Source organism: Micromonospora sp. NPDC006431 (assembly GCF_042870725.1).
Lineage (GTDB): Bacteria > Actinomycetota > Actinomycetes > Mycobacteriales > Micromonosporaceae > Micromonospora.
In genome coordinates this window covers 147853-172340 of the sequence record NZ_JBIAHQ010000010.1, presented here as the reverse complement: position 1 = coordinate 172340, position 24488 = coordinate 147853, and the positions used below count along the sequence as shown (strand labels likewise).

Annotated in this window: 26 protein-coding genes, 1 pseudogene and 1 riboswitch; of the genes and pseudogenes, 15 read left to right on the top strand and 12 right to left on the bottom strand. The window is 73.2% G+C overall.

Features of this window, described 5'->3' with window-relative positions; genetic code table 11:
- The first annotated feature begins 5 nt into the window (after nt 1–5).
- From ACFYM6_RS19125 to ACFYM6_RS19115, 3 genes are all read left to right on the top strand, one after another.
- Nucleotides 6–1070, top strand: a complete 1065-nt coding sequence (locus ACFYM6_RS19125) for an alpha-hydroxy acid oxidase (RefSeq protein ID WP_387277349.1) — start codon at nt 6–8, stop codon at nt 1068–1070.
- A 1-nt stretch (nt 1071) separates the two neighbouring features.
- Nucleotides 1072–2385 carry a PLP-dependent aminotransferase family protein gene (locus ACFYM6_RS19120; protein WP_387277153.1) on the top strand — a complete coding sequence of 438 codons (1314 nt, stop codon included), beginning with the start codon at nt 1072–1074 and terminating at the stop codon, nt 2383–2385.
- A 66-nt stretch (nt 2386–2451) separates the two neighbouring features.
- Complete coding sequence (locus ACFYM6_RS19115) at nt 2452–2703, top strand: hypothetical protein (RefSeq protein WP_073836290.1); 252 nt, start codon at nt 2452–2454, stop codon at nt 2701–2703.
- A gap of 177 nt (nt 2704–2880) precedes the next feature.
- On the opposite strand, the gene ACFYM6_RS19110 is transcribed toward ACFYM6_RS19115, so the two are convergent.
- Nucleotides 2881–4317 carry a glycine hydroxymethyltransferase gene (locus ACFYM6_RS19110; RefSeq protein WP_387277150.1) on the bottom strand — a complete coding sequence of 479 codons (1437 nt, stop codon included), beginning with the start codon at nt 4315–4317 and terminating at the stop codon, nt 2881–2883.
- 18 nt (nt 4318–4335) lie between these two features.
- Nucleotides 4336–4424: riboswitch (ZMP/ZTP riboswitch) on the bottom strand.
- A 132-nt stretch (nt 4425–4556) separates the two neighbouring features.
- The gene (locus ACFYM6_RS19105) at nt 4557–6056 is read right to left on the bottom strand and encodes a S8 family serine peptidase (RefSeq protein WP_387277148.1); all 1500 of its coding nucleotides are present in this window, start codon (nt 6054–6056) and stop codon (nt 4557–4559) included.
- 224 nt (nt 6057–6280) lie between these two features.
- Between ACFYM6_RS19105 and ACFYM6_RS19100 the strand changes: the two genes are divergently transcribed.
- Nucleotides 6281–7336 (top strand): BTAD domain-containing putative transcriptional regulator, encoded by a 1056-nt coding sequence (locus tag ACFYM6_RS19100; RefSeq protein WP_387277146.1) that lies wholly within the window; start codon nt 6281–6283, stop codon nt 7334–7336.
- Nucleotides 7337–7398: 62 nt separating this feature from the next.
- Here the strand turns inward: ACFYM6_RS19100 and ACFYM6_RS19095 are convergent, their stop codons facing one another.
- Together ACFYM6_RS19095 and ACFYM6_RS19090 are read right to left on the bottom strand one after the other, a co-directional pair.
- On the bottom strand, nt 7399–9048 hold the full coding sequence (locus ACFYM6_RS19095; protein ID WP_387277144.1) for a vanadium-dependent haloperoxidase: 1650 nt from the start codon (nt 9046–9048) through the stop codon (nt 7399–7401).
- Nucleotides 9049–9261: 213 nt separating this feature from the next.
- Nucleotides 9262–10017: a histidine phosphatase family protein gene (locus tag ACFYM6_RS19090; protein ID WP_387277142.1), complete on the bottom strand. Its 756-nt coding sequence runs from the start codon at nt 10015–10017 to the stop codon at nt 9262–9264.
- A gap of 135 nt (nt 10018–10152) precedes the next feature.
- Here ACFYM6_RS19090 and ACFYM6_RS19085 point away from each other — a divergent pair, with 135 nt between their 5' ends.
- From ACFYM6_RS19085 to ACFYM6_RS19075, 3 genes are all read left to right on the top strand, one after another.
- Nucleotides 10153–10395 (top strand): hypothetical protein, encoded by a 243-nt coding sequence (locus ACFYM6_RS19085; RefSeq protein ID WP_357435812.1) that lies wholly within the window; start codon nt 10153–10155, stop codon nt 10393–10395.
- Between the two features lie 166 nt (nt 10396–10561).
- Nucleotides 10562–10888 carry a hypothetical protein gene (locus tag ACFYM6_RS19080; RefSeq protein ID WP_387277140.1) on the top strand — a complete coding sequence of 109 codons (327 nt, stop codon included), beginning with the start codon at nt 10562–10564 and terminating at the stop codon, nt 10886–10888.
- A gap of 57 nt (nt 10889–10945) precedes the next feature.
- On the top strand, nt 10946–11920 hold the full coding sequence (locus ACFYM6_RS19075; protein ID WP_387277138.1) for a DNA polymerase domain-containing protein: 975 nt from the start codon (nt 10946–10948) through the stop codon (nt 11918–11920).
- A 3-nt stretch (nt 11921–11923) separates the two neighbouring features.
- Here ACFYM6_RS19075 and ACFYM6_RS19070 read toward each other — a convergent pair whose 3' ends face one another.
- Complete coding sequence (locus ACFYM6_RS19070) at nt 11924–12430, bottom strand: Lrp/AsnC family transcriptional regulator (RefSeq protein ID WP_387277136.1); 507 nt, start codon at nt 12428–12430, stop codon at nt 11924–11926.
- Nucleotides 12431–12502: 72 nt separating this feature from the next.
- Here ACFYM6_RS19070 and pdhA point away from each other — a divergent pair, with 72 nt between their 5' ends.
- From pdhA to ACFYM6_RS19040, 6 genes and pseudogenes are all read left to right on the top strand, one after another.
- Nucleotides 12503–13708 (top strand): pyruvate dehydrogenase (acetyl-transferring) E1 component subunit alpha, encoded by a 1206-nt coding sequence (pdhA, locus tag ACFYM6_RS19065; protein ID WP_387277347.1) that lies wholly within the window; start codon nt 12503–12505, stop codon nt 13706–13708.
- On the top strand, nt 13708–14712 hold the full coding sequence (locus ACFYM6_RS19060; RefSeq protein ID WP_148799411.1) for an alpha-ketoacid dehydrogenase subunit beta: 1005 nt from the start codon (nt 13708–13710) through the stop codon (nt 14710–14712). Before pdhA ends, ACFYM6_RS19060 begins: the two co-directional genes overlap by 1 nt.
- A 73-nt stretch (nt 14713–14785) precedes the next feature.
- A complete protein-coding gene (locus tag ACFYM6_RS19055) occupies nt 14786–16138 on the top strand; it encodes a dihydrolipoamide acetyltransferase family protein (protein ID WP_387277134.1) in 1353 nt (450 codons plus the stop codon).
- A gap of 108 nt (nt 16139–16246) precedes the next feature.
- Nucleotides 16247–16833 (top strand): annotated as a pseudogene (locus ACFYM6_RS19050) (hypothetical protein); the annotation flags it as partial.
- Nucleotides 16770–16940 (top strand): hypothetical protein, encoded by a 171-nt coding sequence (locus ACFYM6_RS19045; RefSeq protein ID WP_387277357.1) that lies wholly within the window; start codon nt 16770–16772, stop codon nt 16938–16940. The pseudogene ACFYM6_RS19050 and the gene ACFYM6_RS19045, both read left to right, overlap by 64 nt.
- A 137-nt stretch (nt 16941–17077) precedes the next feature.
- On the top strand, nt 17078–18340 hold the full coding sequence (locus ACFYM6_RS19040) for an Ig-like domain-containing protein (protein WP_387277132.1): 1263 nt from the start codon (nt 17078–17080) through the stop codon (nt 18338–18340).
- Between the two features lie 158 nt (nt 18341–18498).
- Here ACFYM6_RS19040 and ACFYM6_RS19035 read toward each other — a convergent pair whose 3' ends face one another.
- On the bottom strand, nt 18499–19515 hold the full coding sequence (locus ACFYM6_RS19035; protein ID WP_387277131.1) for an SMP-30/gluconolactonase/LRE family protein: 1017 nt from the start codon (nt 19513–19515) through the stop codon (nt 18499–18501).
- Between the two features lie 231 nt (nt 19516–19746).
- Here ACFYM6_RS19035 and ACFYM6_RS19030 point away from each other — a divergent pair, with 231 nt between their 5' ends.
- Nucleotides 19747–20097: an STAS domain-containing protein gene (locus tag ACFYM6_RS19030; RefSeq protein ID WP_387277129.1), complete on the top strand. Its 351-nt coding sequence runs from the start codon at nt 19747–19749 to the stop codon at nt 20095–20097.
- 91 nt (nt 20098–20188) lie between these two features.
- Here ACFYM6_RS19030 and ACFYM6_RS19025 read toward each other — a convergent pair whose 3' ends face one another.
- From ACFYM6_RS19025 to ACFYM6_RS19000, 6 genes are all read right to left on the bottom strand, one after another.
- A complete protein-coding gene (locus ACFYM6_RS19025) occupies nt 20189–20557 on the bottom strand; it encodes an FKBP-type peptidyl-prolyl cis-trans isomerase (RefSeq protein WP_387277127.1) in 369 nt (122 codons plus the stop codon).
- A 147-nt stretch (nt 20558–20704) separates the two neighbouring features.
- Nucleotides 20705–21421, bottom strand: coding sequence for a helical backbone metal receptor (locus ACFYM6_RS19020; RefSeq protein WP_387277125.1), 717 nt, complete (start codon nt 21419–21421; stop codon nt 20705–20707).
- Between the two features lie 150 nt (nt 21422–21571).
- A complete protein-coding gene (locus tag ACFYM6_RS19015; protein WP_387277123.1) occupies nt 21572–22123 on the bottom strand; it encodes a hypothetical protein in 552 nt (183 codons plus the stop codon).
- The gene (locus tag ACFYM6_RS19010; protein WP_387277121.1) at nt 22120–22638 is read right to left on the bottom strand and encodes a hypothetical protein; all 519 of its coding nucleotides are present in this window, start codon (nt 22636–22638) and stop codon (nt 22120–22122) included. The genes ACFYM6_RS19015 and ACFYM6_RS19010 overlap by 4 nt, the downstream gene beginning before the upstream one ends.
- A 1-nt stretch (nt 22639) precedes the next feature.
- Nucleotides 22640–23023 carry an Asp23/Gls24 family envelope stress response protein gene (locus ACFYM6_RS19005; protein WP_387277119.1) on the bottom strand — a complete coding sequence of 128 codons (384 nt, stop codon included), beginning with the start codon at nt 23021–23023 and terminating at the stop codon, nt 22640–22642.
- Nucleotides 23024–23036: 13 nt separating this feature from the next.
- Nucleotides 23037–23225 carry a hypothetical protein gene (locus ACFYM6_RS19000; protein ID WP_387277118.1) on the bottom strand — a complete coding sequence of 63 codons (189 nt, stop codon included), beginning with the start codon at nt 23223–23225 and terminating at the stop codon, nt 23037–23039.
- A gap of 209 nt (nt 23226–23434) precedes the next feature.
- Here ACFYM6_RS19000 and ACFYM6_RS18995 point away from each other — a divergent pair, with 209 nt between their 5' ends.
- The gene (locus ACFYM6_RS18995; protein ID WP_387277116.1) at nt 23435–24304 is read left to right on the top strand and encodes a hypothetical protein; all 870 of its coding nucleotides are present in this window, start codon (nt 23435–23437) and stop codon (nt 24302–24304) included.
- Nucleotides 24305–24488: the final 184 nt, after the last annotated feature.

Below are 24488 nucleotides of genomic sequence, written 5' to 3'. Positions count from 1 at the left end.
CCAGCCTGGCCGACCTCGCCGAGCTGGCCCGGGCCGTGCTGCCCGGCGACGTGTGGGACTTCGTAGCCGGCGGCAGCGGCGCCGAGACGACCCTCGCGGCCAACCGGGCCGCCCTGGACCGGGTGGCGGTGCTGCCCCGGGTGCTGACCGGGGTGGACCGCCCGCGCACCGAGGCGGTGCTGCCCGGCGGCACCTACGCCCTGCCGGTGGCGGTCGCGCCGATGGCGTACCAGAGGCTGCTGCACCCGGACGGGGAGCTCGGCCTGGCCGCCGCCGCCCGGACCGCCGGCGTGCCGTACGTGGCGAGCACGCTGGGCAGCACACCGATCGAGGAGATCACCGCGGTCGGTGGCAGCGTCTGGTTCCAGCTCTACTGGCTGCGTGACCGGGGCCTGGTGGCCGACCTGCTGGACCGGGCCCACGCCGCCGGCTGCGTCGCGCTGATGGTCACCGTCGACGTGCCGGTGCTCGGCCGGCGGCTGCGCGACGTCCGCAACGGCTTCGCCCTGCCGCCGCAGGTCACCGCGGCGAACCTGCCCGGTGGCCGCGACGACCTGGCCCACCAGGGCGCGCCCGGGGTGTCCGCCGTCGCGGTGCACACCGGTGCGGTCTTCGCCCCGGCGCTGAGCTGGGCCGACCTGGCCTGGCTGCGGGAGCGTACCCGGCTGCCGTTGCTGGTGAAGGGTGTCCTGGACCCGCGCGACGCGGTCCGCGCCGCGGAGGTCGGCGCGGACGCCGTGGTGGTCTCCAACCACGGCGGGCGGCAGTTCGACGGCGCCCCCGCCACCGCGACCGTGCTGCCCGAGGTGGTCGCGGCGGTGCCGGACCGCTGCGCCGTGCTGTTGGACAGCGGCGTGCGCAGCGGCATCGACGTGCTGCGGGCCCTCGCCCTCGGCGCGGCCGGCGTGCTGGTCGGGCGGCCGCTGCTCTGGGCCCTGGCGGCCGGCGGCCGGGCCGGCGCCGAGGCCGCGCTGGCGCTGCTCGCCGCCGAGCTGCGCGACGCGCTCACCCTGACCGGCTGTGCCGACCCGGCGGCGGCCCGGCACCTGCGTACCCTGACCGGAGGTTGACGTGGAGCCGGTGGACCTGACCGTCGCGGCCCTGCACCGCAGTGTCGACGACCCCGCGCTGAACTCGATGAACTTTCTCAACGAGGTGGCGCAGCACTACCCGGCCGCGGTCTCGCTCGCCGCCGGTCGGCCCTACGAGGAGTTCTTCGACTCCGCCGTGCTGCACCGGCACCTGGACACCTTCCGCCGGCACCTCGCCGACGACCTCGGACTGAGCCCCGCCCAGGTCGACCGCACCCTGCTCCAGTACGGCCGGACCAAGGGCGTCGTGCACCATCTGATCGCCCGCAACCTCGCCGTCGACGAGCAGATCACCGTCGACCCGGAGACGATCGTGGTGACGGTCGGTTGCCAGGAGGCGATGTTCCTGGTGCTGCGGGCGCTGCGGGCCGGACCGGAGGACGTGCTGCTCGCCGTCGCCCCCACGTACGTCGGGCTGACCGGTGCGGCCCGCCTGGTCGACCTGCCGGTGCGCCCGGTCACCGGTGGCCCGGACGGGATCGACCTGGCCGACCTGCGCGCGCAGCTGCGCCGGGCCCGGGCCGAGGGGCTGCGCCCGCGCGCCTGCTACGTGATGCCCGACTTCGCCAACCCGTCCGGGGTCAGCATGGACGTGGCGCAGCGGCGGCGGCTGCTCGACCTCGCCGTCGAGGAGGAGTTGCTGCTCATCGAGGACAACCCGTACGGCCTCTTCCCGGCCGGGGGCACCGAGCGGCGGCCGACGCTCAAGGCCCTGGACAGCCGGCGCCGGGTGGTCTACCTCGGCTCGTTCGCCAAGACCGTGCTGCCCGGCGCCCGGGTCGGGTACGTGGTCGCCGACCAGCGGGTCGCCGGCTCCGACGGGACGGTCGGCCCGCTCGCCGACCAGCTCGCCAAGATCAAGAGCATGGTCACCGTGAACACCTCGCCGATCGCCCAGGCGGTGATCGGTGGGGCGCTGCTGGCCCACGACTGCTCCCTGGTCGCGGCCAACGCGCGGGAGCGGGCCGCGTACGCCCGCAACCTGCGGCACATGGTCGACGGGCTGGCCCGCCGCTTCCCGGCCGGCGGCCCGGTGCGCTGGAACGTGCCGGCCGGCGGCTTCTTCGTGGTGGTGACCGTGCCCTTCGGCGTGGACGATGCGCTGCTGCACCGCTCGGCCCGCGAGTACGGCGTGCTCTGGACCCCGATGGCCCACTTCTATGACGACGGGGCGGCGGTGAACGCGCTGCGGCTGTCGGTCAGCGCGGTCACCCCGGACCAGATCGACCTGGGCCTGGACCGGCTCGCCGCCCTGGTCACCGACGAACTGGCCGCGCTGGCCGCCCCGGCGTGACAGCACAGGGTCGCCGGTCCGCCACCACCCGTCCGGGCGTCGAGGGCCACCGTAGATAATGGACGGATGGTTGCCTGGGAGTACGCGTTGCTGGTCCGCCGCTATCAGGGGCAGGGCCGGAATTTCCACGTCACGTTCGTCTGGTACGCCCCGGACGGGTCGCGCACCGACGTGACGGCGTACGGGGACACCGCCATCGGGCACCTCAACCGGGTCGGCCGGGAAGGCTGGGAGCTGGTCTCCGCCGCCGAGGACGTGAACAACGTCCAGGGCAGCACCGAGGTGCACCGCTACCACCTCAAACGCCCCCTCCGCTGACCAACTGCCCTGCCCACCGGCCCACCCGCCCACTGGACCACCCCGTTGATCATGAGGTTAGCGGTGGGAGAAAGCGCTTTCCGTTGCCGCTAACCTCATGATCAACGGGTGGACCAGCCGGATGTGCGACGCCCCGCGCGGCCGGAGGCCGGGCGGGGCGTCGGGAGCGGGGGTCGGTTAGGCGAGGTTGATGGCGGGGTAGAGGGGGAAGGTGGCGAGCAGCTCGCTGGCCTGCTTGCTCACCTTGTCCGCCAGGGCCGCGTCGAGCACGTACTTCGCCTTGGACGCGGTGCCGTCCGGGTTCGCACCCGGGGTGGTCTGGGTGAGCACGGTGTGGATCAGCTCGGCGGTGGCGTCCATCTCGGCGGTGCCGAGGCCCCGGGTGGTGAGCGCCGGGGTGCCGATCCGGATGCCCGAGGTGTACCAGGCGCCGTTCGGGTCCTGCGGCACGGCGTTGCGGTTGGTGACGATGCCCGAGTCCAGCAGCGCCTGCTCGGCCTGCCGGCCGGTGAGGCCGTACCCGGAGACGTCGATCAGCACCAGGTGGTTGTCGGTGCCGCCGGTGACCAGCTTCGCGCCCCGGCGCAGCAGCCCCTCGGCGAGCGCCTGGGCGTTGGCGACGATGCGCTGCGCGTAGTCGGCGAAATCGGGGCGGCGGGCCTCGGCCAGCGCGACCGCCTTGGCGGCCATCACGTGCGGCAGTGGGCCGCCGAGCACCATCGGGCAGCCGCGGTCGACCTGGTCGGCCAGCTCCGGGCCGCAGAGCACCATGCCGCCGCGCGGGCCGCGCAGCGACTTGTGAGTGGTGGTGGTGACGATGTGCGCGTGCGGCACCGGGTCGAAGTCGCCGGTGAAGACCTTGCCCGCGACCAGGCCGGCGAAGTGCGCCATGTCGACCATGAAGGTGGCGCCGACTTCGTCGGCGATCTCCCGCATGATCCGGAAGTTGACCTTCCGGGGGTACGCCGAGTAGCCGGCGACCAGGATCAGCGGCTTGAACTCCCGCGCCGCCTCGGCGACCTTGTCGTAGTCGACCAGCCCGGTGGCCGGGTCGGTGCCGTAGCTGCGCTGGTCGAACATCTTGCCCGAGATGTTCGGCCGGAAGCCGTGGGTCAGGTGCCCGCCGGCGTCCAGCGACATGCCGAGCATCCGCTGGTTGCCCAGCTCCCGGCGCAGTGCGAACCAGTCCGCCTCGGTCAGCTCGTTGACCTGGCGTACCTGGGCCTTCTTCAGGGCCGGGGACTCCACCCGGTCGGCCAGGATCGCCCAGAAGGCGACCAGGTTGGCGTCGATGCCGGAGTGCGGCTGCACGTACGCGTGGGCCGCGCCGAACAGCTCCCGGGCGTGCTCGGCGGCGAGCGCCTCGACGGTGTCCACGTTCTGGCAGCCCGCGTAGAAGCGGCGGCCGACGGTGCCCTCGGCGTACTTGTCGCTGAACCAGTTGCCCATGGCCAGCAGGGTGGCGGGGGAGGCGTAGTTCTCGCTGGCGATGAGCTTGAGCGACTCGCGCTGGTCGGCCAACTCCGCCCCGATGGCGTCCGCCACCCGCGGCTCGACGGCGCGGATCACCTCCAGCGCGCTGCGGAAGGCGGTGGATTCGGCGTTCAGCGACATGCGACCTCCTGGTGACGTGCGGAAGGCCCAGGCGCTCGGCGTGCGTCCTCGTGACGGGACCGCTCCCCGATGGTGCTCCATCCCACGCGCCAGTCACGGCCCGCGCCGATCCTACCGGGTCCGCCCGGGCCCGCCCGGGTCGACCTCCGCCCCGGCAATCCGCCAATCCGGTCGTGAGCCGCGAAAGCGGATGGGGCCCGGCGGTCGCCTGCCGGGCCCCATCACTGGTAGTGCGGTTGTTACTTCACCACGTTGTACGCGTCGACCATGCCGGCGCCGTAGAACCCGTTACGCGCCCCGCCGGAGCAGGTCGCGTCGTAGGCGTGCGGGCCGTCCGGGTGCAGCGGCACCAGGTTGTAGACGCCCGCCGGGCAGGACTGCGCGACCGCCGTGCGCTCCAGGAACGACGCCAGCTGGCCCGCGGTCATGCCCGGGTGCGCCGACAGAGCCAGCGCCGCGACACCGGTGGCGTGCGGGCCGGACATCGACGTCCCGTGCTTGTACCCGTACCCGTTGACCATCTCGCCCTCGGCGTTCGGCAGTGCGATGGTCGACAGGATCTGGTCCGCGCTGGTCGGCCTCGCGCCCTGGGTGCGGATCCGACTGTCACCGCCCGGCGCCGTCACATCGATGACGCCTTGGCCGTACGAGGAGTAGAAGCTCTTCGCACCGGTCGGGCCCACCGCCGAGACGGTCACCACGCCCGGCGCCTCGGCCGGCAGGTCGAGGCAGGCGCTGTTGATGTCGCGGGTCTCGTACTGGTCCTCGGGCACGTTGTTCGGGCTACCCGAGTCGATCGTCTTGTGGGCCAGGTCGACGTTCGAGTTGCCGGCGGACGCGATGTTCAGCACGCCCTTGGACTGCGAGTATCGGATGGCCCGCTGCACCGCCTGCCACACCGGACGCTGGCGTGCGTCGTTGCGGCAGTTGAACTCCCACGGGTCGATGTAGTAGCTGTTGTTGGTCAGCTGCATCCCGTGGTCGGCGGCCCACATGAACCCGCAGACCGCAGCCTCCGGGTAGATGAAGCCGCCGTCGTTGACCACCTTGACGGCGGCGACCTTGACGCCCGGCGCGATGCCGGTCACGCCGACGCCATTGATGGCGGCGGCGATGGTGCCGGCCACGTGGGTGCCGTGGTCGCTCCTGGTCGGGTTCCAGGCCGCCTCGGCGGTGTTGGTGACACCGCCGAGGCAGGACACGCTCTTGTCCTTGGCGATTTGGCTGGCCAGGTCGGGGTGGCTGCTGGAGATGCCGCTGTCCAGCACGCCGACCACGACGTTCGGGCTTCCGGTGGTGATCGCGTGGGCCTGCGGGACGTGGATCATGTCCATGTCCCACTGTTTGCCGTAGTCCGGCTCCTTGGTCGGGTCGCCGGTGGCGGCGGCGACATCGGCCGCGGAGACCTCCACGGTCTCGCCCTCGTCGAGGGCGGTGCCCAGGCCGGCGGTGGACGCGACCGACTCGACGCCCGCCCCCGCCACCTGGGTGGCGAAGTTCGGGTTGGTCGAACGGACGACGAGCACGCCGATCTGGTCGTAGCTGGCCACCACGGTGCCCTTGGCAGCCGCCACGCGGGCGGCGGCCTTGTCGGTCTTGCCGCCCTGTGGGGCGAGGACCAGGAACGTGGTGTCCGGTCCGGCTGCGGCCGCCGGTGCCAGCCCGCCGGTGACGGCGAGGCCGACGCCGAGCGTCACGACGGACGCTGCGGCCAGTGTCTTGCGACGAAGGTTCTTCACACAGACTCCCAGAGGGCCGATCTAACCGAGCCGCACTCCCTGGCGGGGAGGGGCCGGCGGAAAGCGGGCAGGCTGCTCGCTTTCGAGGGATCAGCGTAGGGAGCCGGTGTGGTGTTACACACAGCCGAACGGACGAACAACAGCCGTCAGACGGTGGCCAACGAGCAAAAGCGCAGGGCTGCACAATTCGCTCGGCGCCGGACGTCTCGGCCCGGCTGGCCGCGATGTTTGCCGTACTCCCGCCGCCCGGATCAGCTCCGACAGCCCTGGTCGGCTCCGCCCTTGCCGGGCACATCGAAGATCTCCTACAGTTACGGCCGCAAATCACTGATGTTGCTAAGCGTGACGGGGGACGCCATGCGCAAGCTTCACAATCGCCTGCCAGCTCGCCTTCCTGCCCGATTCCGCCGCTCATGAGGTTCCGGCTCCTGGGGCCGCTCACGGTAGGTTCGGGGGAGGATCCACTCACCATACGCGGCAACCGGTTGCGAGCCGTGCTTGCGCTGTTGCTGCTCAACAGCGGCAAGGTGGTCCCGATGGGCCACATCATCAAGGCTGTCTGGGGCGAGGCGCCGCCGCGGACGGTGCGGACCCAGGTGCAGGCACAGATCTCGGCGCTGCGTGCCATGTTTCAGAACAGCGGGGTCGTCAAAATACACACGCATCCGGCCGGATACTCCCTGCACGCGCAGCCTGGCGAAATCGATGTCCTGGTTTTCGACCAACTCGTACAGCGTGGTCGGGCGCTGAGCGCCGGTCGCCAGTTCGACTCGGCCGTGGCACTCTTCCGCGAGGCACTCAAGCTGTACCACGGGCCACCGTTGTGCAACGTCGATGCGCCGTTCGCCCGGCTCGCCGGGGTCCAACTGCAGGAGCAGCGGCTGGACGTGCTCGGTGACTTGTTCGGGTTGGAGCTGCGACTCGGGCGGCATCGAGAAATCATTTCGACGTTGACCGAGCTGGTCGCGGAGCATCCGTTGCGGGAGACGTTCTGGCGGCATCTGGTGGTGGCACTGCACGGCGCGGGTCGCCGGGGTGAGGCAATTGCCGTCTATCACCGGGTTCGCCGCCTCCTTCGCGACGAGCTTGGCCTGGACCCGGGCCGGGATCTGGTGGCGGCGTACCGCGACCTGCTGGAGGATGAGCCGACCACGCTGTCGTCCGTCGACCGGGAGGCGCTGGCGGCGACGCTGGACTACTTGCGGCTGACCGAACAGATGCTCCGGGACGTACGCCGCCAGCTTGAGGCGATGAGCGTCTCACTGGCCGGGGCATGCTGACGGCTGGTGTGGATCCCGGAAGTCGGGGCCCACCCCAGCGCGTCCGCAGCGGCTGATGAAGATCAGACGACGTCGCAGTCGACGGTGATCGAGTGGGTCGAGCCGTCCCGGAGCAGGACCGAAAGGACCTGTGGTCCGTCGCAGGCCCGGTTGACGCTGGCTCCGACCTCATATCGCCCGGTGGTGGGGTTGTAGACCGGCGTCGACACTGTCCCCCCGGGGTGGCCGTTCCATGATGCGCCGGTGACGGCGCCGGAATCGGTCACGGGGGTTCCGGCGGAGTCCTTGACGGCGAATCCGAATGTGTAGCCCCTCGGCGGTGCGGCGTCGATGTAATCCCCGATCTTGCTGCCGTTGAGGTAGAACCCGTCGAAGGTGTACGACGTGGTCGGGCGGAGGAAGTTTGCGGTGACGTAGTTCGCCATCGCGGTGCCCGACGACATCCCCGCGTCCGCGTCCCACTGGTAGTGCACGCCGAGGTAGACCCGGCTGCGGGCATTCTCCGTGGCAGCGGCGCTGAAGGTACCGAAGGGCCGGGTAACCCCCACCGCGTGCGGATCCTGGGTGGTGGCGATGAACCTGAACTCATCAGTATTGAAGAAGCCCCTCATCGCGCCCGCCCACGCCGCGGCGAACGTGGCGTGCCCGGAGGTGTAGGCCGGGAACGGTGGGGAGAAATTCACCCCCTTGTCGTCGGCCGAGAGCGGCTTCCAGTTGCCGTCGGACTTCGTCGCGTCGTTGCCGTCGGTGTCCGCGAGCTGGATCGCGCTCTCCGGCCGCCACAGGGCGATCGGTGTCTGGTATTTCGCGTCCCACGCCACGATGCCCGCGTCGGCCAGCGCGATCCCCACCAGGGCGAAGAGCCGAGCGTTCCCGGCCTGGGTCAGCTTCGCCGACTTCGCCACGATCTGGGTGTGGGCGAAGAGCTGGCCTGGCGGCTTGTACGTGAGCTTGTCTAGATCATTGGCCCAGAACCAGGCGGCCTGCGTATGGTCGGCGGTGCGGGACGTGCTGTTGTACCGGCCGAGGTCCTTCACCTCGTTGACCTGCGCCGCGTACTCGGGGCTGGCGAGCAGTTTGGCCATGTCCGAGTAGCCCGCCGGCAAGCCCGGCCGGAACTGGGCGCCGGAGGTCATCGCGAACGGCTTGACCAGGCCCCAACTGGGCGTGGCGGCGGCGCCGGAGCCGGTCGGCCGCCACACTCCCGGCGTGTCGCTGAACGGGAACGTCGAGTTGTCCGGCGACCCGTCGTTGGTCCGGAAACTGATCATCGCCTGTGCGCTCGCCGAGCCGATCCGCTGACCGTCGGTCCGGGCCGGCGAACTGGCCGTCCCCTCCTGTGCGGTGGACAGGTCGGCGTCGAAGTTGACGCCCGGGTACACGCTGCGCAGCGTGTCGTAAGCGGCGTAGTCGATGGCGGTGGCGAGGTCCGGCACGATGCCGGGCGTGGGCGAGACCTTGACCCGGTACGGCTGACCGATGCACTGGGCGTCGCCGGCCGCGCAGAGAGCCGAGTTGGCCGCGTCGTAGATGGCGCCGTGCAGCATGGCGCCGGCGCGGGCCAGCGGCCCCGGCGCTCCGCCGAGCTGGCGGTACGTGCGCACCAGGACGTCGTTCCAGTAGAGGACGTGATCATTGGGTGCGGCGGCGTGCGCCGCAGTGGTCGGGAGCACGACGGCACCGGTGCTGAGGGCTGCGGTGGTCAGCGCCACGGCACCCCACCGTCTCGTTGAGCTGAGCCTGCCCATGGAACTCCTTGGCGAGAGACCCGGAACGGGCGGCGGGGATGTCCCGCGCCCATCGCGAGCCTGGGCCAGCTCGCTATCGCCCGGCTACGGTCCCGCTACGGACCGGCCATGTAGGACAGGCCGGGTGCAAAGCTCGATCGCAGCCGGCAGTTGCGGTCGCCGGAAGGGGAGGAGCGATCAAGCTGGCCCACTGTCCAGCCCGTAGCTGGTCCTTGGGCCGGCAGAGCCGCGTTCCGGCTGCCTGGCCTGCCGGTGCAGGTGGGTGACGTCGTTGAACATCTCCGGGGCGAGCCGCCCCGCGGCGTCGACGGACCAGCCGGTGACCGAGCAGTTGGCGATCGAGTAGTCCCGGGTCAGCCCCCTCAGCTCGTCCTCGGTGAGCCCCTCCAGCAGGTAGCGGAGCACGAAGACCAGGGCGTCGTGGCCGAAGAGCAGCACCCGCCGACCCTCGTGGTCACGGCGCAGGTCACCGAGGAGAGCGCGCAGCCGAAGTGCCACGTCGGGCCAGGACTCGCCGCCGGGGGGCCGGTAGTAGAACGTGCCGAGGCGGGCCCGGCGTTCCGCCTCCGCCGGATACCGCTGCCGCACCCCGTGTTCGGTCAGGCCGTCGAGGATGCCCTGTTCCCGGTCGCGCAGCCGCTCGTCCCGGCTGACCGGGATGCCCGTGCCGGCCAGCGCCAGCTCGGCCGTCTGCACCGCCCGCACGTAAGGCGACACCACCGCCACGTCGGGCCGGTGCGTCCCCGGCAGCTTGGCGAGCCAGCGGCCGGTGGCCCGGGCCTGCTCCTGCCCGGTCGGCGACAGCGGCACATCCGCGTCGCGGTGCTGGGTGAGGCCGGTCAGTTCGGCGCCGGCCGCCTCCGCCCGGCTCGCCGCGACGTTCGCCGTGCTCTCGCCGTGCCGGACGATCCACAGCGCCGCCAGTTCCGCCATGCGGCCACCGGTACCCGGGCCCGGCGGGCGTAACCGTGCGGGCCGTCGGGCGGCCCTCGGCCGGGCGGGGCGTGAACCGGCCGCAGGCGGGTAAGCGCTGGCGCCACCGGAAGCCGAGACATGGGGAGGTGTGTCGTGGCCACGACCATGACCAAGGAACAGATGAGCCCGGTACGGGACAAGAACTACGACCTGATCCACACGGTGCAGATGTCGTTGGAGAACATCTACCGGATGGACACGTACATCGCCGACGCGGACAAGCGCGGCGACACGGAGCTCGCGAACTGGTTCCGCAAGATCCAGGAGAACAACCGCAAGGCCGGTGACCAGGGCAAGCAGATGCTCATGGCGCGTATGCAGCAGGAAGGGCGCTGAGCGCCGGCGTGGCCGGGGCCGGACGGACGCCGCCCGGTCCCGGCAGCCGCGACTCCGGCGCTTCCCGGATGGTGCCGCTCGACTGACCGCTGTCGCGAACGGGGCAGCGGGCAGACCCATCGGTGGAGCAGAATGTCCCGTCCGACACGACGGGATGGAGCCATCGATGACGGTCCTCAAGGGTCTGCGGGAAGCCCTGGTGCTGCTGGTGATCGCGCTGGTGGTGGTCGCGGTCGCTGCCGGCGTCTGGGTAGCGGTGTCCGGCGGCGAGTTCGTCACCCGGTTCGGTATCGCCCTGGTCGTCGTCGGGGCGCTGCTCGGTGTCACCGGCGACCTCACCCTCAGCCGGGTCGGCATGCTCGGCGCCCGGGCCGCCTTCGGGCTCGCACCCGAGCAGGAGACCGGGGGCGGTGGCCGGGTCCTCACCGGTGTCGGGATCTTCCTGTTCGTCGGGCTGCCGCTCGTCGTCGTGGGCATCACGCTGATCTCCTGATCGGCCCGCTGCGCGGCGGGCGACCGCGGCGGCCCGTCGCCCGCTACCGTGTGAGGCGTGGCGACCACGGCGGCCGAGGAGATCCGGGTAGGCGAGCGGGTGGTCCGCGTCTCCAGCCCCGACAAGCCGTACTTCCCGGAGCGCGGGCTGACCAAGCTCGACGTGGTCCGCTACTTCCTCGCCGTCGGCGACGGCATCCTGCGCGCCCTGCGCGACCGGCCTACCATGCTGGAGCGGTGGCCGCGCGGCGTGTTCGAGGGCGCGAAGATCGCCACCCGGCAGGACAATCGCGGCGACGCGTTCTACCAGAAGCGGCTGCCCGCCGGGGCGCCCGACTGGGTGCGCACCGCCCACATCACCTTCCCCAGCGGCCGGACCGCCGACGAGGTGGCCCCGAGCGAGCTCGCCGTGGTGATCTGGGCGGTCAACCTGGGCACCCTGCGCTTCCACCCGTGGCCGGTGTCCGCCGGCGACGTTGAGCACCCCGACCAGCTCCGCATCGACCTCGACCCGATGCCCGGGGTGGACTTCGCCCAGGTGGTCCCGGTCGCCCACGAGGTGCGGGCGTTCCTCGACGAGCTGGGGCTGGTCGGCTACCCGAAGACCACCGGCGGTCGGGGCATCCACGTCTACCTGTCCATCGAGCCGCGGTGGAGCTTCGGCGAGTGCCGGCGGGCGGTGCTGGCGCTGGGCCGGGAGATGCAGCGCCGGCTGCCCGACCTGGTGACCACCACCTGGTGGCGGGAGCAGCGGGACCGGCCGGTCTTCGTGGACTACAACCAGATGGCCCGCGATCACACCGTCACGTCGGCGTACTCGATCCGGCCCACCCCGCGGGCGCTGGTCTCCGCCCCGCTGGACTGGTCGGAGCTGGACGACGTGCGGCCGGAGGACTTCGACGTGGTGAGCCTGCCGGCCCGGTTCGCCGAGCGCGGCGACCCGCACGCCGGCCTGGACGACCGCCGGTTCTCCCTGGAGCCGCTGCTGGAGCTGGCCGACCGGGAGGGCCTGGAGGCGCCGCCGGAACGCTGACGCCTACGGCCAGAGGGTCTGCGTCCCGTCGAACTCCTCGAAGACCAGCCAGGTGCGCGTCGACAGCACCCCGGCGATGCTCTGCACCCGCTCCAGCACCACGTCCCGCAGGGTGGCGTTGTCCGGCGCCCGGACCAGGGCCAGCACGTCGTGCTCGCCGCTGAGCAGCGCCACGTGCTCGACGTAGCGCACCCGGGCCAGTTCCTCGGACACCTCCCGCCAGGTGTTCTGCTCGATGGTCAGCGCGATGTACGCCGACGTGCCCAACCCGGCGGGTTCCGGCGCCACCCGGGCCCGGAACCCGGTGATCACCCCGTCCCGGATCAGGCGCTCCACTCGGGCGTACGCGTTGGTGCGCGAAACGTGCACCCGTTCGGCCAGGGTGCGCATGGAGAGCCGGCCGTCGTTGACCAGTTCGCGCAGGATCCGCCGGTCCACCTCGTCGAGCGGCCCGGCCGAACGTCCCGTTCCGCCCGCCACGCCCGGTGCCGGGCTGGTCTCCTGGCTCATGAACCACTCCCAGCCGTGCCATTCGTCCCGCGTTCGGCGGGCAACTTGAGTCAATCATCCGACGGCGTGAGCATAGGTCCACCACACGTCCAGGAGGTCCCCGCCGTGACGACCACACCCCAGGCGGTCCGCAGGGCATCCCCCCGCACCCGCCGGAAGGCCACCCCCGCCGCCGCCGACCCGTCGGCCGGGCTGCTGCCGCGCACCGAGCCGGTCCGTCTGCTGAACCCGGACGGCACCCCGCTGCCGGCCCGGGACGACTACCCCGAGCCGCCGCTCGACGCGCTCCGTGAGATGTACCGGCGGATGGTCGTCGGCCGCCGCTTCGACGTGCAGGCCACCGCGCTGACCAAGCAGGGTCGCCTCGCCGTCTATCCGTCCTCGCGCGGGCAGGAGGCCTGCCAGGTCGGCGGGGTTCTCGCGCTGCACGACACCGACTGGGTCTTCCCCACCTACCGCGAGTCGATGGCGCTGACCGCCCGGGGCATCGACCCGGTCGAGGTGCTCACCCTGCTGCGCGGTGACTGGCACTGCGGGTACGACCCGGCGGCCCGGCACACCGCGCCGCAGTGCACCCCGCTGGCCACCCAGTGCGTGCACGCCGCGGGCCTGGCGTACGGCGAGTCGTACCAGGGGCGGGACACCGTGGCGCTGGCCTTCATCGGCGACGGCGCGACCAGCGAGGGCGACTTCCACGAGGGGGTCAACTTCGCCGCCGTGTTCAAGGCCCCGGTCGTCTACTTCGTGCAGAACAACAAGTACGCGATCAGCGTCCCGCTGTCCCGGCAGACCGCCGCGCCGAGCCTGGCGTACAAGGGCGTCGGCTACGGCGTACCCAGCGAGCAGGTCGACGGCAACGACCCGGTGGCCGTGCTCGCGGTGCTCACCCGCGCGGTGGAGCACGCCCGGTCGGGCCAGGGGCCGTTCCTGGTCGAGGCGCACACCTACCGGATGGAACCGCACACCAACGCCGACGACCAGACCCGCTACCGGGACGCCGAGGAGGTTGAGGCGTGGCGGGACCGCGACCCGATCGCCCGGCTGGAGACCTACCTGCGGGCCCGGGATGTGCTGGACGACGCGGCGGTCGCCGCCATCGCCGACGAGGCCGAGGCGTACGCGGCCGCGCTGCGCGACCGGATGAACGCCCAGCCGGCGGTGGACCCGCTCAGCCTCTTCGACCACGTGTACGCGGAGCCGACCCCGCAGCTGGTCGAGCAGCGTGAGCAGGTCCGCGCCGAACTGGCCGCCGCCCGCGACGAGGAGGGGGACGCCTGATGGCCACCATGACCATGGCGAAGGCGCTCAACGCCGCGCTGGCCGACGCGATGCTGGACGACGAGCGGGTGGTCGTCTTCGGCGAGGACGTCGGGCAGTTGGGCGGCGTCTTCCGGATCACCGACGGCCTGCAGGCCCGGTTCGGCGACAAGCGTTGCTTCGACACCCCGCTCGCCGAGGCCGGCATCGTCGGCTTCGCCGTCGGCCTGGCCATGTCCGGGCTGCGGCCGGTGGTCGAGATGCAGTTCGACGCGTTCGCGTACCCGGCGTTCGAGCAGATCGCCTCGCACGTGGCGAAGCTGCGCAACCGCACCCGGGGCGCGCTCAGCGTGCCGATCGTCATCCGGGTTCCGTACGCCGGCGGCATCGGCGGCGTGGAGCACCACTGCGACTCCTCCGAGGCGTACTACGCGCACACCCCGGGCCTGAAGGTGGTCACCCCGGCCACCGTCGAGGACGCGTACTCGCTGCTGCGCGAGGCGATCGACGACCCGGACCCGGTCGTGTTCATGGAGCCGAAGAAGCTCTACTTCTCCAGCGCCGAGGCCGAGCTGCCGGCGCGTACCGCGCCGTTCGGCAAGGCCGTCGTGCGCCGGGCGGGCACCGACGCCACCCTGGTCGCGTACGGGCCGGCGGTGCCGGTCGCGCTGGAGGCGGCCGAGGCCGCCCGCGAGGAGGGCTGGGACCTGGAGGTCGTCGACGTACGCACGATCGTGCCGTTCGACGACGCCACGGTCACCGCGTCGGTGCGGAAGACCGGCCGGTGCGTGGTGATCCAGGAGGCGCAGGGCTTCGCCGGGGTCGGCGCGGAGATCGCCGCCCGGGTGCAGGAGCGCTGCTTCCACGCCCTGCACGCCCCGGTGCTGCGGGTGTCCGGCCTGGACATCCCGTACCCGGCGCCGATGCTGGAGCACACCCACCTGCCCTCGGTGGATCGGGTGCTGGACACGGTGGCCCGCCTCCAGTGGGACGACCAGCCCGACACCCGGTGGGTGGCGGCATGAGCGAGCGCAGCGAGCGAATCATTCGGCTCCGCCCCGCACGTCATGACGACGCCGACCGCAGGAAGGTGGCGGCATGACCACCATGACGGGGACCCGCGACTTCCTCCTGCCGGACCTTGGCGAGGGGCTCAGCGAGGCGGAGATCGTCGAGTGGCGGGTCGCCGTCGGCGACGTGGTCACCGTGGACCAGACCGTGGTCGAGGTGGAGACCGCCAAGGCGGTCGTCGACGTGCCCTGCCCGTACGCCGGCCGGGTCGTGGCCCTGCACGGCGCGGCGGGTGAGGTCCGCCCGGTCGGCCAGCCGCTGATCACCATCGCCCCGCTCGACGGTGCGGAAGGGGACGACCCGCACGCCACCTACCGCGAGGAGGAGCGCGCCGGCTCCGGCAACGTGCTGATCGGGTACGGCACCGGGCACGGCGGCTCCGGCCGCCGGCGCCGCCGCCCGCGGCTCGCGCTGGCCCCGGAGCCCCCGGCCGCCGCGCCGGTCGGTGCCGTCGCCGGCCCGACTCCGACCGCCACCGCCCCGGCCGCTGCTGAGGCCACGCGGACGAGCGCCCTGGTCATCTCGCCGATCGTGCGGCGGCTGGCGAAGGAGCGCGGGATCGACCTGGCGTCGGTACGCGGCACCGGCCCCGGCGGGGTGATCCGCCGCGCTGACGTGGAGGCCGCCTCGGCCACCCGGCTGGCCGCGGTGCCGGACCCGCATGTCGGGCTCGCCCCCGACGGGGACGGTGACGTGGTCATCCCACTGACCGGCATCCGCAAGGCCATCGCCGACAAGCTCTCCCGCAGCCGGCGGGAGATCCCCGAGGTGACCATCTGGGTCGACGTGGACGCCACCGGGCTGCTGGCTACCCGGGCCGCGATCAACGCCGCCACCCCGGACGCGCCGGTCAGCATCCTGGCCCTGCTCGCCCGGATCTGCCTCAGCGGCCTGCGGAAGTACCCGCAGCTCAACGCGCACGTGGACACCGAGGGGCAGCGGATCATCCAGTCGGCCGGGGTGCACCTGGGCATCGCCGCGCAGACCGAGCGGGGCCTGGTCGTCCCGGTGCTCCGCGACGCCCAGCGGCTGACCACCCGCGAGCTGGCCGCCGCCCTCGCCGAGACCACCGCCGCGGCCCGGGCCGGCACCCTGCCCCCGGCGCGGCTGACCGGCGGCACCTTCACCCTGAACAACTACGGGGTGTTCGGTGTGGACGGCTCCACCCCGATCATCAACCACCCGGAGGCGGCGCTGCTCGGCGTCGGCCGCATCGTGGACAAGCCCTGGGTGGTCGACGGGCAGCTCGCGGTCCGCAAGGTGACGCAGCTCAGCCTCACCTTCGACCACCGGGTCTGCGACGGCGGCGTGGCCGGCGGTTTCCTGCGGCACGTGGCGGACTGCGTCGAGCAGCCCGCCCTGCTGGTGGCGAACGTCTGACCCACCGACCCGGCCCCGGCCCCGTCCACGCCCGGGGCCGGGGCCGTCCGCCGTTTCTCCGCTGCGCGACCGGGAATGCGAGCCCGGTCGCCGAGGGGGAGGAACGGGATGGAGCACTCGCACGTGCCCTCCGCCGGTGGCGTACGCCCGCACCCGGTCGCCGGCGCGCCGCTGATGTGCGACGCCCGGGCGCACGGGCTGACCGGGGACGGGACGACCAACCACCAGCCCGCTTTCGCCGCGCTGGTGGACCGGCTGGGGGACGCGCACGCCGCCGACCGGCGGGCCCGGGTGATCTACTGCCCGCCCGGGGTCTACTCGATCCGGGACGCCGGCACGGTCTGGCGCAGCGGCGTGTCGCTGCTCGGCGCCGGTCCGGGCGCGACCCGGTTCGTGCTGAGCAACTCGGGCAACCGGGCTGATCCCACCCCGCCGGCCTTCCACACGGCGGCGCTGCCACCAGCGGGATCCTCCTGGAGTTGCAGCAGGCCGGGGTGTTGCGGCCGCGGGGGATCCGGATCGTCGGCTGCCACGCCCAGGGCAACCGTTTCGGCATCTCCGACTGGGGCGCCAACGGCCTGATCGTCTCCGCCTGCACGCTGACCGGGAACCTGGAGGCGGCTGGGACAGTTTGCGCCCGGCCACCCAGACCCATGGCTTCTGGATCACCGAACGGGGCAGCTGCGTGGGCCGGGTCGAGGACAACGACCTGGCCGGGAACGCCGAGGGCCCCACCCGGCTGGACACCCCGCCCATCGGTGGCCGGTGGGAACGCAACCACGGCGACGACGAATGGGACTGACTGGGCGAAGAAATGTCATTCCGTACGCGGTCGACAAACTTAAGTCGCCCCGGTCAAGCAATTGTTTGAAACGGCCTACAGCTTCTCCGGTGACCGACAGAATGGGAACGAAGGGGACTGGAAATGGGGGTGGGGAAATGGACCTGAGGCGGCGAATGACGCTGTTTGCGGTGACCATCGCAGCCACGCCACTGGTGGTCGGCGCGTGCACCGCCGGACCGAAGTCGGTGGGCGGCAAGGGGGCTGCACCCCCGTCGATCACGGTGACGCCGGCGGACAAGACGAAGGACGTGCCGGTCAGCGCCGAGGTGGGGGCCACCGTCAAGGACGGGAAGATCACCGCGGTGCGGTTGACCGACGACAAGGGCGCGCAGGTGCCGGCCGAGCCGCGCGAGGACGGGTCGGGCTGGGTGCCGACCCGGCCGTTGCAGAATTCGCGGACGTATACGGCGGAGGTGACCGCCACCGGTGACAAGGGGCGGACGAGCACGCAGAAGACGACGTTCACGACGATGGGGAAATCGACCAAACAGGCGATCAAGAGCACTTTGTATTTCAGCGGGGAACAGACCTACGGGACGGCGATGCCGTTGGTGGTCGCTTTCGAGCCGGGCATTCCGCAGGAGGCCCGGGCGGATGTGCAGCGCCGGTTGTTCGTGAAGACGGACCCGCCGCAACCGGGCACCTGGTCGTGGGTGGGGGACGGCACGCAGGTCTACTACCGGGCACCCGACTTCTGGAAGCCGGGCACGAAGATCAGCGTGCGGGCCGGGCTGGAGGGGTTGCCGATCGGCAAGGACCGAATCGGGGACGCGGACCGGTCGGCCTCCTCGAAGATTGGCCGGCAGGTCTCGCTGGACATCGACAACGCCACCAAGCAGATGGCGGTCTACCAGGACGGCAAGCTGCTCAAGAAGATCCCGGTCAGCCTCGGCAAGCCGGACACACCCAGCTCCAGCGGCAACATGGTGATCATGGAGAAGTTCGACCGGACCACCTTCGACACCCGGGGTGAGGCGAACGGCGGCTACGTCGTCGACGTGGACGACGCCCAGCGCCTCACCTGGGGCGGCGAGTTCATCCACGCCGCGCCCTGGTCGGAAGGGGACCAGGGCTACACCAACGTCTCGCATGGCTGCGCCAACGTCTCCAACGCGGCGGCGGACTGGCTGATGGGCATCACGCAGGTCGGTGACCTGGTGACGGTCAAGGGCACCGAGGTGCAGCTGCAGGCCGGCAACGGGTGGACCGCCTGGAACGTCGGCTGGGACGAGTTCGCCAAGGGCAGCGCGCTGCCCGTACCGGCCGGGCTCAAGCCCACGGTCAGTGCCACGCCGCACCCGGGCGCGGTGGCCGGCGGGTCGGCGCCCGCTCCCGCGCCCTCCAGCAGCGGCGGCTGACCACCGGGGAGGAACGACCGAGGCCGGCCCGCCGTAACGGCGGGCCGGCCCCCTTCCGGCCGGCCCGGCGGTGCCCCTCCGGGAGCCACGGCGGTCCGGCCTCTTCCGGCCGGCCCGGCGGCGTCCCTGCGGGAACCACGGCGGGCCGGCCCCATCCGTCAGCTCAGGTCCACCCGGGCCACGCCCGCGGCGGTCAGGCTGCCCAGCCAGAGCCGCTGCCCGTGCTGCCGCACCCCGGTGATCATCGGGTACGCCCCGCTCGGCCCGTGCAGCGTCCGCAGCACCCGCCCGGCGCCGTCGACCAGCGCGACCAGCCCGTAGCGGCGGGGCTGCGGCTGCACCGCGCCGGGCAGCAGCGCGACGAGTTGGCGCACCCGGGGATGCGGCAGGAGCTTCTCCATGCTCGGTAGCCGGGGGCTGGGCAGCGCGATCCAGTAGGTGTCGTCGCCCACCGCCGACACGTTGTCCGGGTACGCCGGCAGATCGGCCAGCACGGTGGCCCGCCCCTCCGGCAGGTCCACCCGGAGCAGCCGGTGCGTGGCCGTCTCCACCAGCATCAGCGCCGACTCGTCCGGGGTCAGCGCCACCCCGTTGGGGAAGTACAGGCCGCTCGTCACCACCTCGGTGCGCCCGGTCCGCCGGTCGTACGCGAGCACCCGCCCGTTGGGGCGGTGCTCCAGCAGGTCCCGCTTCCAGTGGGACAGCGGGAACCGGTCTGAGCTGTCGGTGAAGTAGACCGTGCCGTCCCGGGCCACCGTGGCGTTGTCGGCGAGATGCACCTCCCCACTGCCGGTCAACTCGCGCACCGCCCCGTCCGGCGTGACCCGCAGCAGCCCCCGGTACGCGTCGCAGACCAGCAGCTCGCCGTCGACCGGGTCCACCTCGATGCCGAGCGGCCGGCCGCCGGTCTCGGCGAGCAGGGTGGGCCGGGTGCCGGCCGGGGCGTCCGCCGGCCACCACCAGAGCCGGCCCTGTTCGTCGCCGCTGACCGCCCTGCCCTGCGGGTCGATCAGCACGTCCTCCGGACCGTGCCCGCCGTCGGGCAGCGGCAGCAGGTCGGCCCGGTCGAGGCGGTCGTCGGTGGGGGCCCACGGCCCGTCCAGCGGCGGGGGCACGGTGGCCGGCTCACGGACCGGCCGGATCAGCAGCGGCGGGCGCCGGCGGGGGACGGCCATCCGGTCATTGTTCCCCGCCGATGCCCGGTCGGGCAGTTGCCGGCGGCGTGTCGCGCGACATCGGGCAGCGCGCCGGAGACCAGCGCGGCACCGACCACCACCGCGTCCGCCCTGGCCGGCGTGCGGGTCCGGGGGGATCCCCTGATGCTCTCGGGGTTCGACCCGGGACGTACCCGGATCCCGGGTTCCGGCGGGCCGGAAGTGTCGGTCCCCCGGGATAGGTTTCTCGGCATGGGGCAGCACAGCGACCGGTTCCACGTCGAGATCAGCGTGGGCGACCACGAGGTGGACATCCGGGCGATCGGCGAGATCGACATCGCCACCGTGGGATCGTTCCGGGCCGCGCTCTGGGCGGCCCCGGCGCGGCCCGTGCTGCGGGTGGACCTCTCCGGGGTGCGGCTGCTCTCCGCGGCCGGGGTGCGCACGCTGGTCGCCGCGCACCTGCGGGTCCGGGCCCGCGGCGGCGTGCTGGTCCTGGTCGATCCCGGCCCGGTGGTCGCCCGGGTGTTGCGGGCCACCGGTCTGCACCGGGTGATGCCGGTCCGGGAGTCGGCCGTCGCGGGGGAGCTGGTCGCGGCCTGACGCCGCCCTCGTGGCGGTCGGGCGGCGCAACCGCCCCGGCGGGACGGACCAGGGCCGCCGGCGTGGGTGCCGACGGCCCTGGTCGGCCGGGTCAGCGGACGCCGAGCAGGTCCACCACGAAGACGAGCGTCTCGTTCGGCTTGATGACGCCACCGGCGCCCCGCGCGCCGTAGCCCAGGTGCGGCGGGATGGTCAGCCGGCGCCGGCCGCCGACCTTCATGCCGACCACGCCCTGGTCCCAGCCGGCGATGACCTGGCCCCCGCCGAGCGGGAACTCGAACGGCTCACCCCGGTTCCACGAGGCGTCGAACTCGCGGCCGGTCGAGTGGGCCACGCCGACGTAGTGCACGGTGGCGAGCTGGCCGGGGCGGGCCTCCGGACCCTCGCCGACCGTGATGTCGTCGATGACGAGATCGGCGGGCGGCGCGCCCTCGATCGGGCCAACCTCGGGCTTCTGCATGAGCGGGTCTCCTCGGTGTTCCGGGTGTGGTCCCCGTCGATCCTGCCGGATCGCGACCGGCCGATACCCGCGGGTCCCGGGAAAGGGTCCGGTCGGGGCACGCCATGGTGGGCGCCACCTTCGGTGACGCCCGCCGAGGCCCCGGGCTCAGACCGGGCGGGCGAGCTGGGCGGCGAGCAGCGCGGGCGCCTCGGCGAGGGAGGGCCCGTACCAGGTCAGGTGGCGGCCCGAGACCAGCGTGGCCGGTACGCCGGGGAACGCCTCCGGTCCGTCGCCGGCCGTGAACCGGTACGGCTCGTCCGGCAGCACCGCCAGGTCGGGCCGTCGTCCGCGCAGCTCGTCCAGGCTCGGGCGGGGATACCGCTCCGCGTGTCCGGCCCACTGGTTCGCCACGCCCAGCCGGTGCAGCACGTCACCGGCGAAGGTGTCCCGGCCGAGCACCACCCACGGCCGCCGCCACACCGGCACCACCGCGGCCCGGTGGCTGGTCGGCGTGGACAGGTCGGCCCAGGCCCGCCGGGCGGCCCGCAACCAGTCCGGCTCGTCCGTCACGTCGAGCGCGGCGACCAGCTCGCCGAGCTGGGTCAGCGCCTCCGGCACCGTACGGGGAAAGGTGACCCGCACCGGTACGCCGGCCGCGCGCAGGGCGTCCGCGTCGGCAAGCCGATTCTCCTCCTCGTTGAGCAGCACGAGGTCGGGCCGGAGTGCGAGCACCCGGTCCAGGTCCGGATACTTGCTCCCGCCGACCCGGGCGACGTCCAGCCCGGCCGGATGGGTGCACCAGTCGGTCGCCCCGACCAGCACCTCGGGCCGGGTCAACGCCACCGCCTCGGTCAACGACGGCACCAGCGACACCACCCGCACGTCGGGCCTCCCCTCGGTCCCGTACATGCTGCCCCAGCCGGGGAGCGGCGGCGGTTCCAGGTCGCGTCGCGGGGCCGGACGCGTCGGGCTGGCGTTGCCGGCGGCGGCGCCGGCTCGCGCCGCGTCGGACGCCGAGCCGGCGTTGCCGATTCAGGGCCGGGGTTCGTCCACCAGGGCGGTCACGTCCAGGTGCGCCGGCTGGCAGCCGACCGTCGCCGCGAACCGGCGGACCGCGGCGTCGACGTGCGCGCGGGCCGCGCCGAGACCGGCGCACGGGTCGACGCGCAGCTCCACCCAGACGTCCGGCCCACTGACCGGTCCGGTGAGCACCACCCGGGCCCGGTGTACCCCGGGAGCCCGGCACAGGTCCCGCTCCAGCGCGGCGGTCAGCACCTCGCTCGCCACCCGGGTACGCCCGCCCCCGTCACCGGGATGCGCCAGCGTGCCGGCGAGCCGGCCGGGCACGCGCAGCCCGGCGGCCAGCAACCGCTGCCCGAGCAGGGCCACCAGCACCCCGCCGACCGCCACCGCGAGACCGCTCCACGGCGTGCCGGCCCGCCACCAGCTGGCCGGGCCGGCCCCCAGCAACGGGGCGCCGCCGCCCGGCAGCCAGCCCAGCCCGACCGCCAGCGCGGTCCCGCCGGCGGCCACGAGCACCAGGGCGAGCACCGTCCACAGCAGCCGGTGCGCGGCGTTGCTCACGTGGCCCGCCGGGCCGGTAGGAGCCGGACGTCGATCCGACCCCGGCGCGGTGTGGCCAGCCGGTCGAGTTCCCGGCGCAGGGCGAACTCGACGTCGGCGCGGGCCGCCGGGTCGGCGGTGGCGGTCACCCGGGGTCGCCAGGAGTCCCCCCGCCGGCGCAGGCGTACCCGGGCCCGTCGGACGCTGGGCACGGCGTAGACCGCCCGGGCCAGCCGTCGTTCCATCGACCGGCGGTGCAGGTGCCAGCGGTCGTCCTCGGCGAGCCGCAGCCGGGCCGGGCGCCACCGGCGCAGCTCGGCGACGAGGACCACCAGCCCGAGCAGGGTTACGCCGCCGGCGACCGCCCGGGCCGGGGCGTCCTGCCAGCGGGTGGTGATCAGCGTCGCGTACCAGCGGTGGACCAGCGGACCGGGACCGCCGAGCGCGGCGAGCAGCCCCTCGGCGACGGCGAGCGCCCCACCGGCGAGCAGGGCGACGGCGAGCAGCAGGGTGGCGACCCGGTTGACCGTGCGCATGTCAACCTCCGGCCGCCGGGATCCCGCCGCCCCGGGCGCGGTCGCCGCCGGCTGTCGACGGGTCGGCCGGCAGGGGCATGTCCACCACCGTGACGGTGACCGACTCCACGGTCAGGCCGGTGTGCGCCTCGATCCGGGCGGTGACCCGGCGGCGGACCGCGGCCGCGACGGTGGGCAGGTGCGCGCCGTAGCTGACGGCGAGGTCGAGGTCGATCCGGGCGGCCTGCCCGGCCACCCGGACGGCCGCCGTCGGGCCGGACACGGCCGGGGCCAGCCGCGCCGCGTCCGCGGCGAGCCGGGCGAGCCATTCTTCGCTCCAGGGCCGGGCCGGCGCGACCGGGCGATCCTGGGTGGACGTGCCGCGCCGCGGCAGGGTGCCGGTCATCGGACGCCTCCGTTCACCGGTGTCGGCCGGCGGGGGCCCGATCGGCGAGCCCGGGCAGGGTGACGTCCCCGTCGAGGACCCGGACCAAAAGCCAGCCCACCAGCCCGGCCAGCGTGGCGCCCGCCGCGGCGCCGGCCCCGCCGAGCGCCCAGACCGCGACCAGGAGGAACCCGGCGAGGAACCCGAACTGATGGCGCGTCATGCCCACCTCCGCTGTGCGGTGACCGACCGGACGGGCGGGGCGTACCCGTTTCCCCGCCGCGCACTCATGGCGGACGAGGACCGCGGAACCGGGGTCCGGCGACGGTGACGAACGGGTACGACCCGCCCGATCGTGCACCGGCGACACGACGAACATGATCGAACGCATACACTCGGGCGTCGATCGACGGACGGATGGATCTGGCGAAGATGACGAGCACCGGCAGCGTGGCGGCGTCCTGGCTGCGTCCGATCACCGGCGGGGCGGCGCCGCTGCTCAGCCGGGCCGGCCAGGTCGGGTACGCGGCGCGGCGGCTGAGCGAGCTGGTGCAGGGGCGCCCGCCGGGGATCACCGGGCACCAGTGGAGCACCGCCAGCAAGGAGGGCTTCGACCTGGTGGTGTGCGCGGCCGACACCGGCTGGCCGCTGTTCGCCCTGCAGATCGCCGCGCCCGCGCCCGCCGGTTCCGCCCAGCGCGCCGAGCGGATGACAAGCGCGGTCTGCGCGGCCGTCGGTCTGCCGGTGCTGCGGGTGGAGTCGCCGACGCTGCGCGGCTCCGAGCACGGCCGCCGCCTCGTCGAGTACGTCATCGACGCGCGCAGCTACGCGGCCGGCACTCAAGCCGGCCCGGAGGGCGGGGACATGGTCGGGTTCCGGGACATTCTCGGCCGGCTTCCCGACGGCCGCCGCGGACCGGTCAACGACCTCGGGGCGCTGACCCGGGCCGCCGCTGTCGAGGCGTTCGTCGAGCGGCGCCTCGCCGACCCGATCGTCCGCGGGCTGCACGTGCAATGGGCGGACGGCCCGGCCGAGGGGTGGAGCTGGGTCGAGGTGCGGCCCGGCCGGTGCCTGGTCGAGCGGGTCCAACTCTTCGCGCAGCGTTTCTCCTGTGGGGTGGACCCGGACCGGCTCGCCGAGGACCTGGCCGCGGTGGCGGTCGGGGAGCGGTTGCGCGACCTCGAGGTCGGCGAGCCGCCGCTGGTGGACCGGGACGAGCTGCGGCAGCAGATCCGGCGGCTCGCCGCCCGGCGGGACGAGTTCGCCGGCGGCTTCGCCTTCGACCATCTCTGGGTTGACTGATCGACCACCTCGGCGCCGGTTGCGGCGGAACGGTGCCGCGAATTTCCCGATCCACCGTTGAACCGTCACCGCGGTAGCTCCGTACCTCAGCGGGAATGACGCGGGTCTTCCGAGCCGTGCCGAGACGGTGCGGAAAGGGCATCGTCGGTCATCGACGTGTGCCCGGACCGTAGCAGTTGATGGA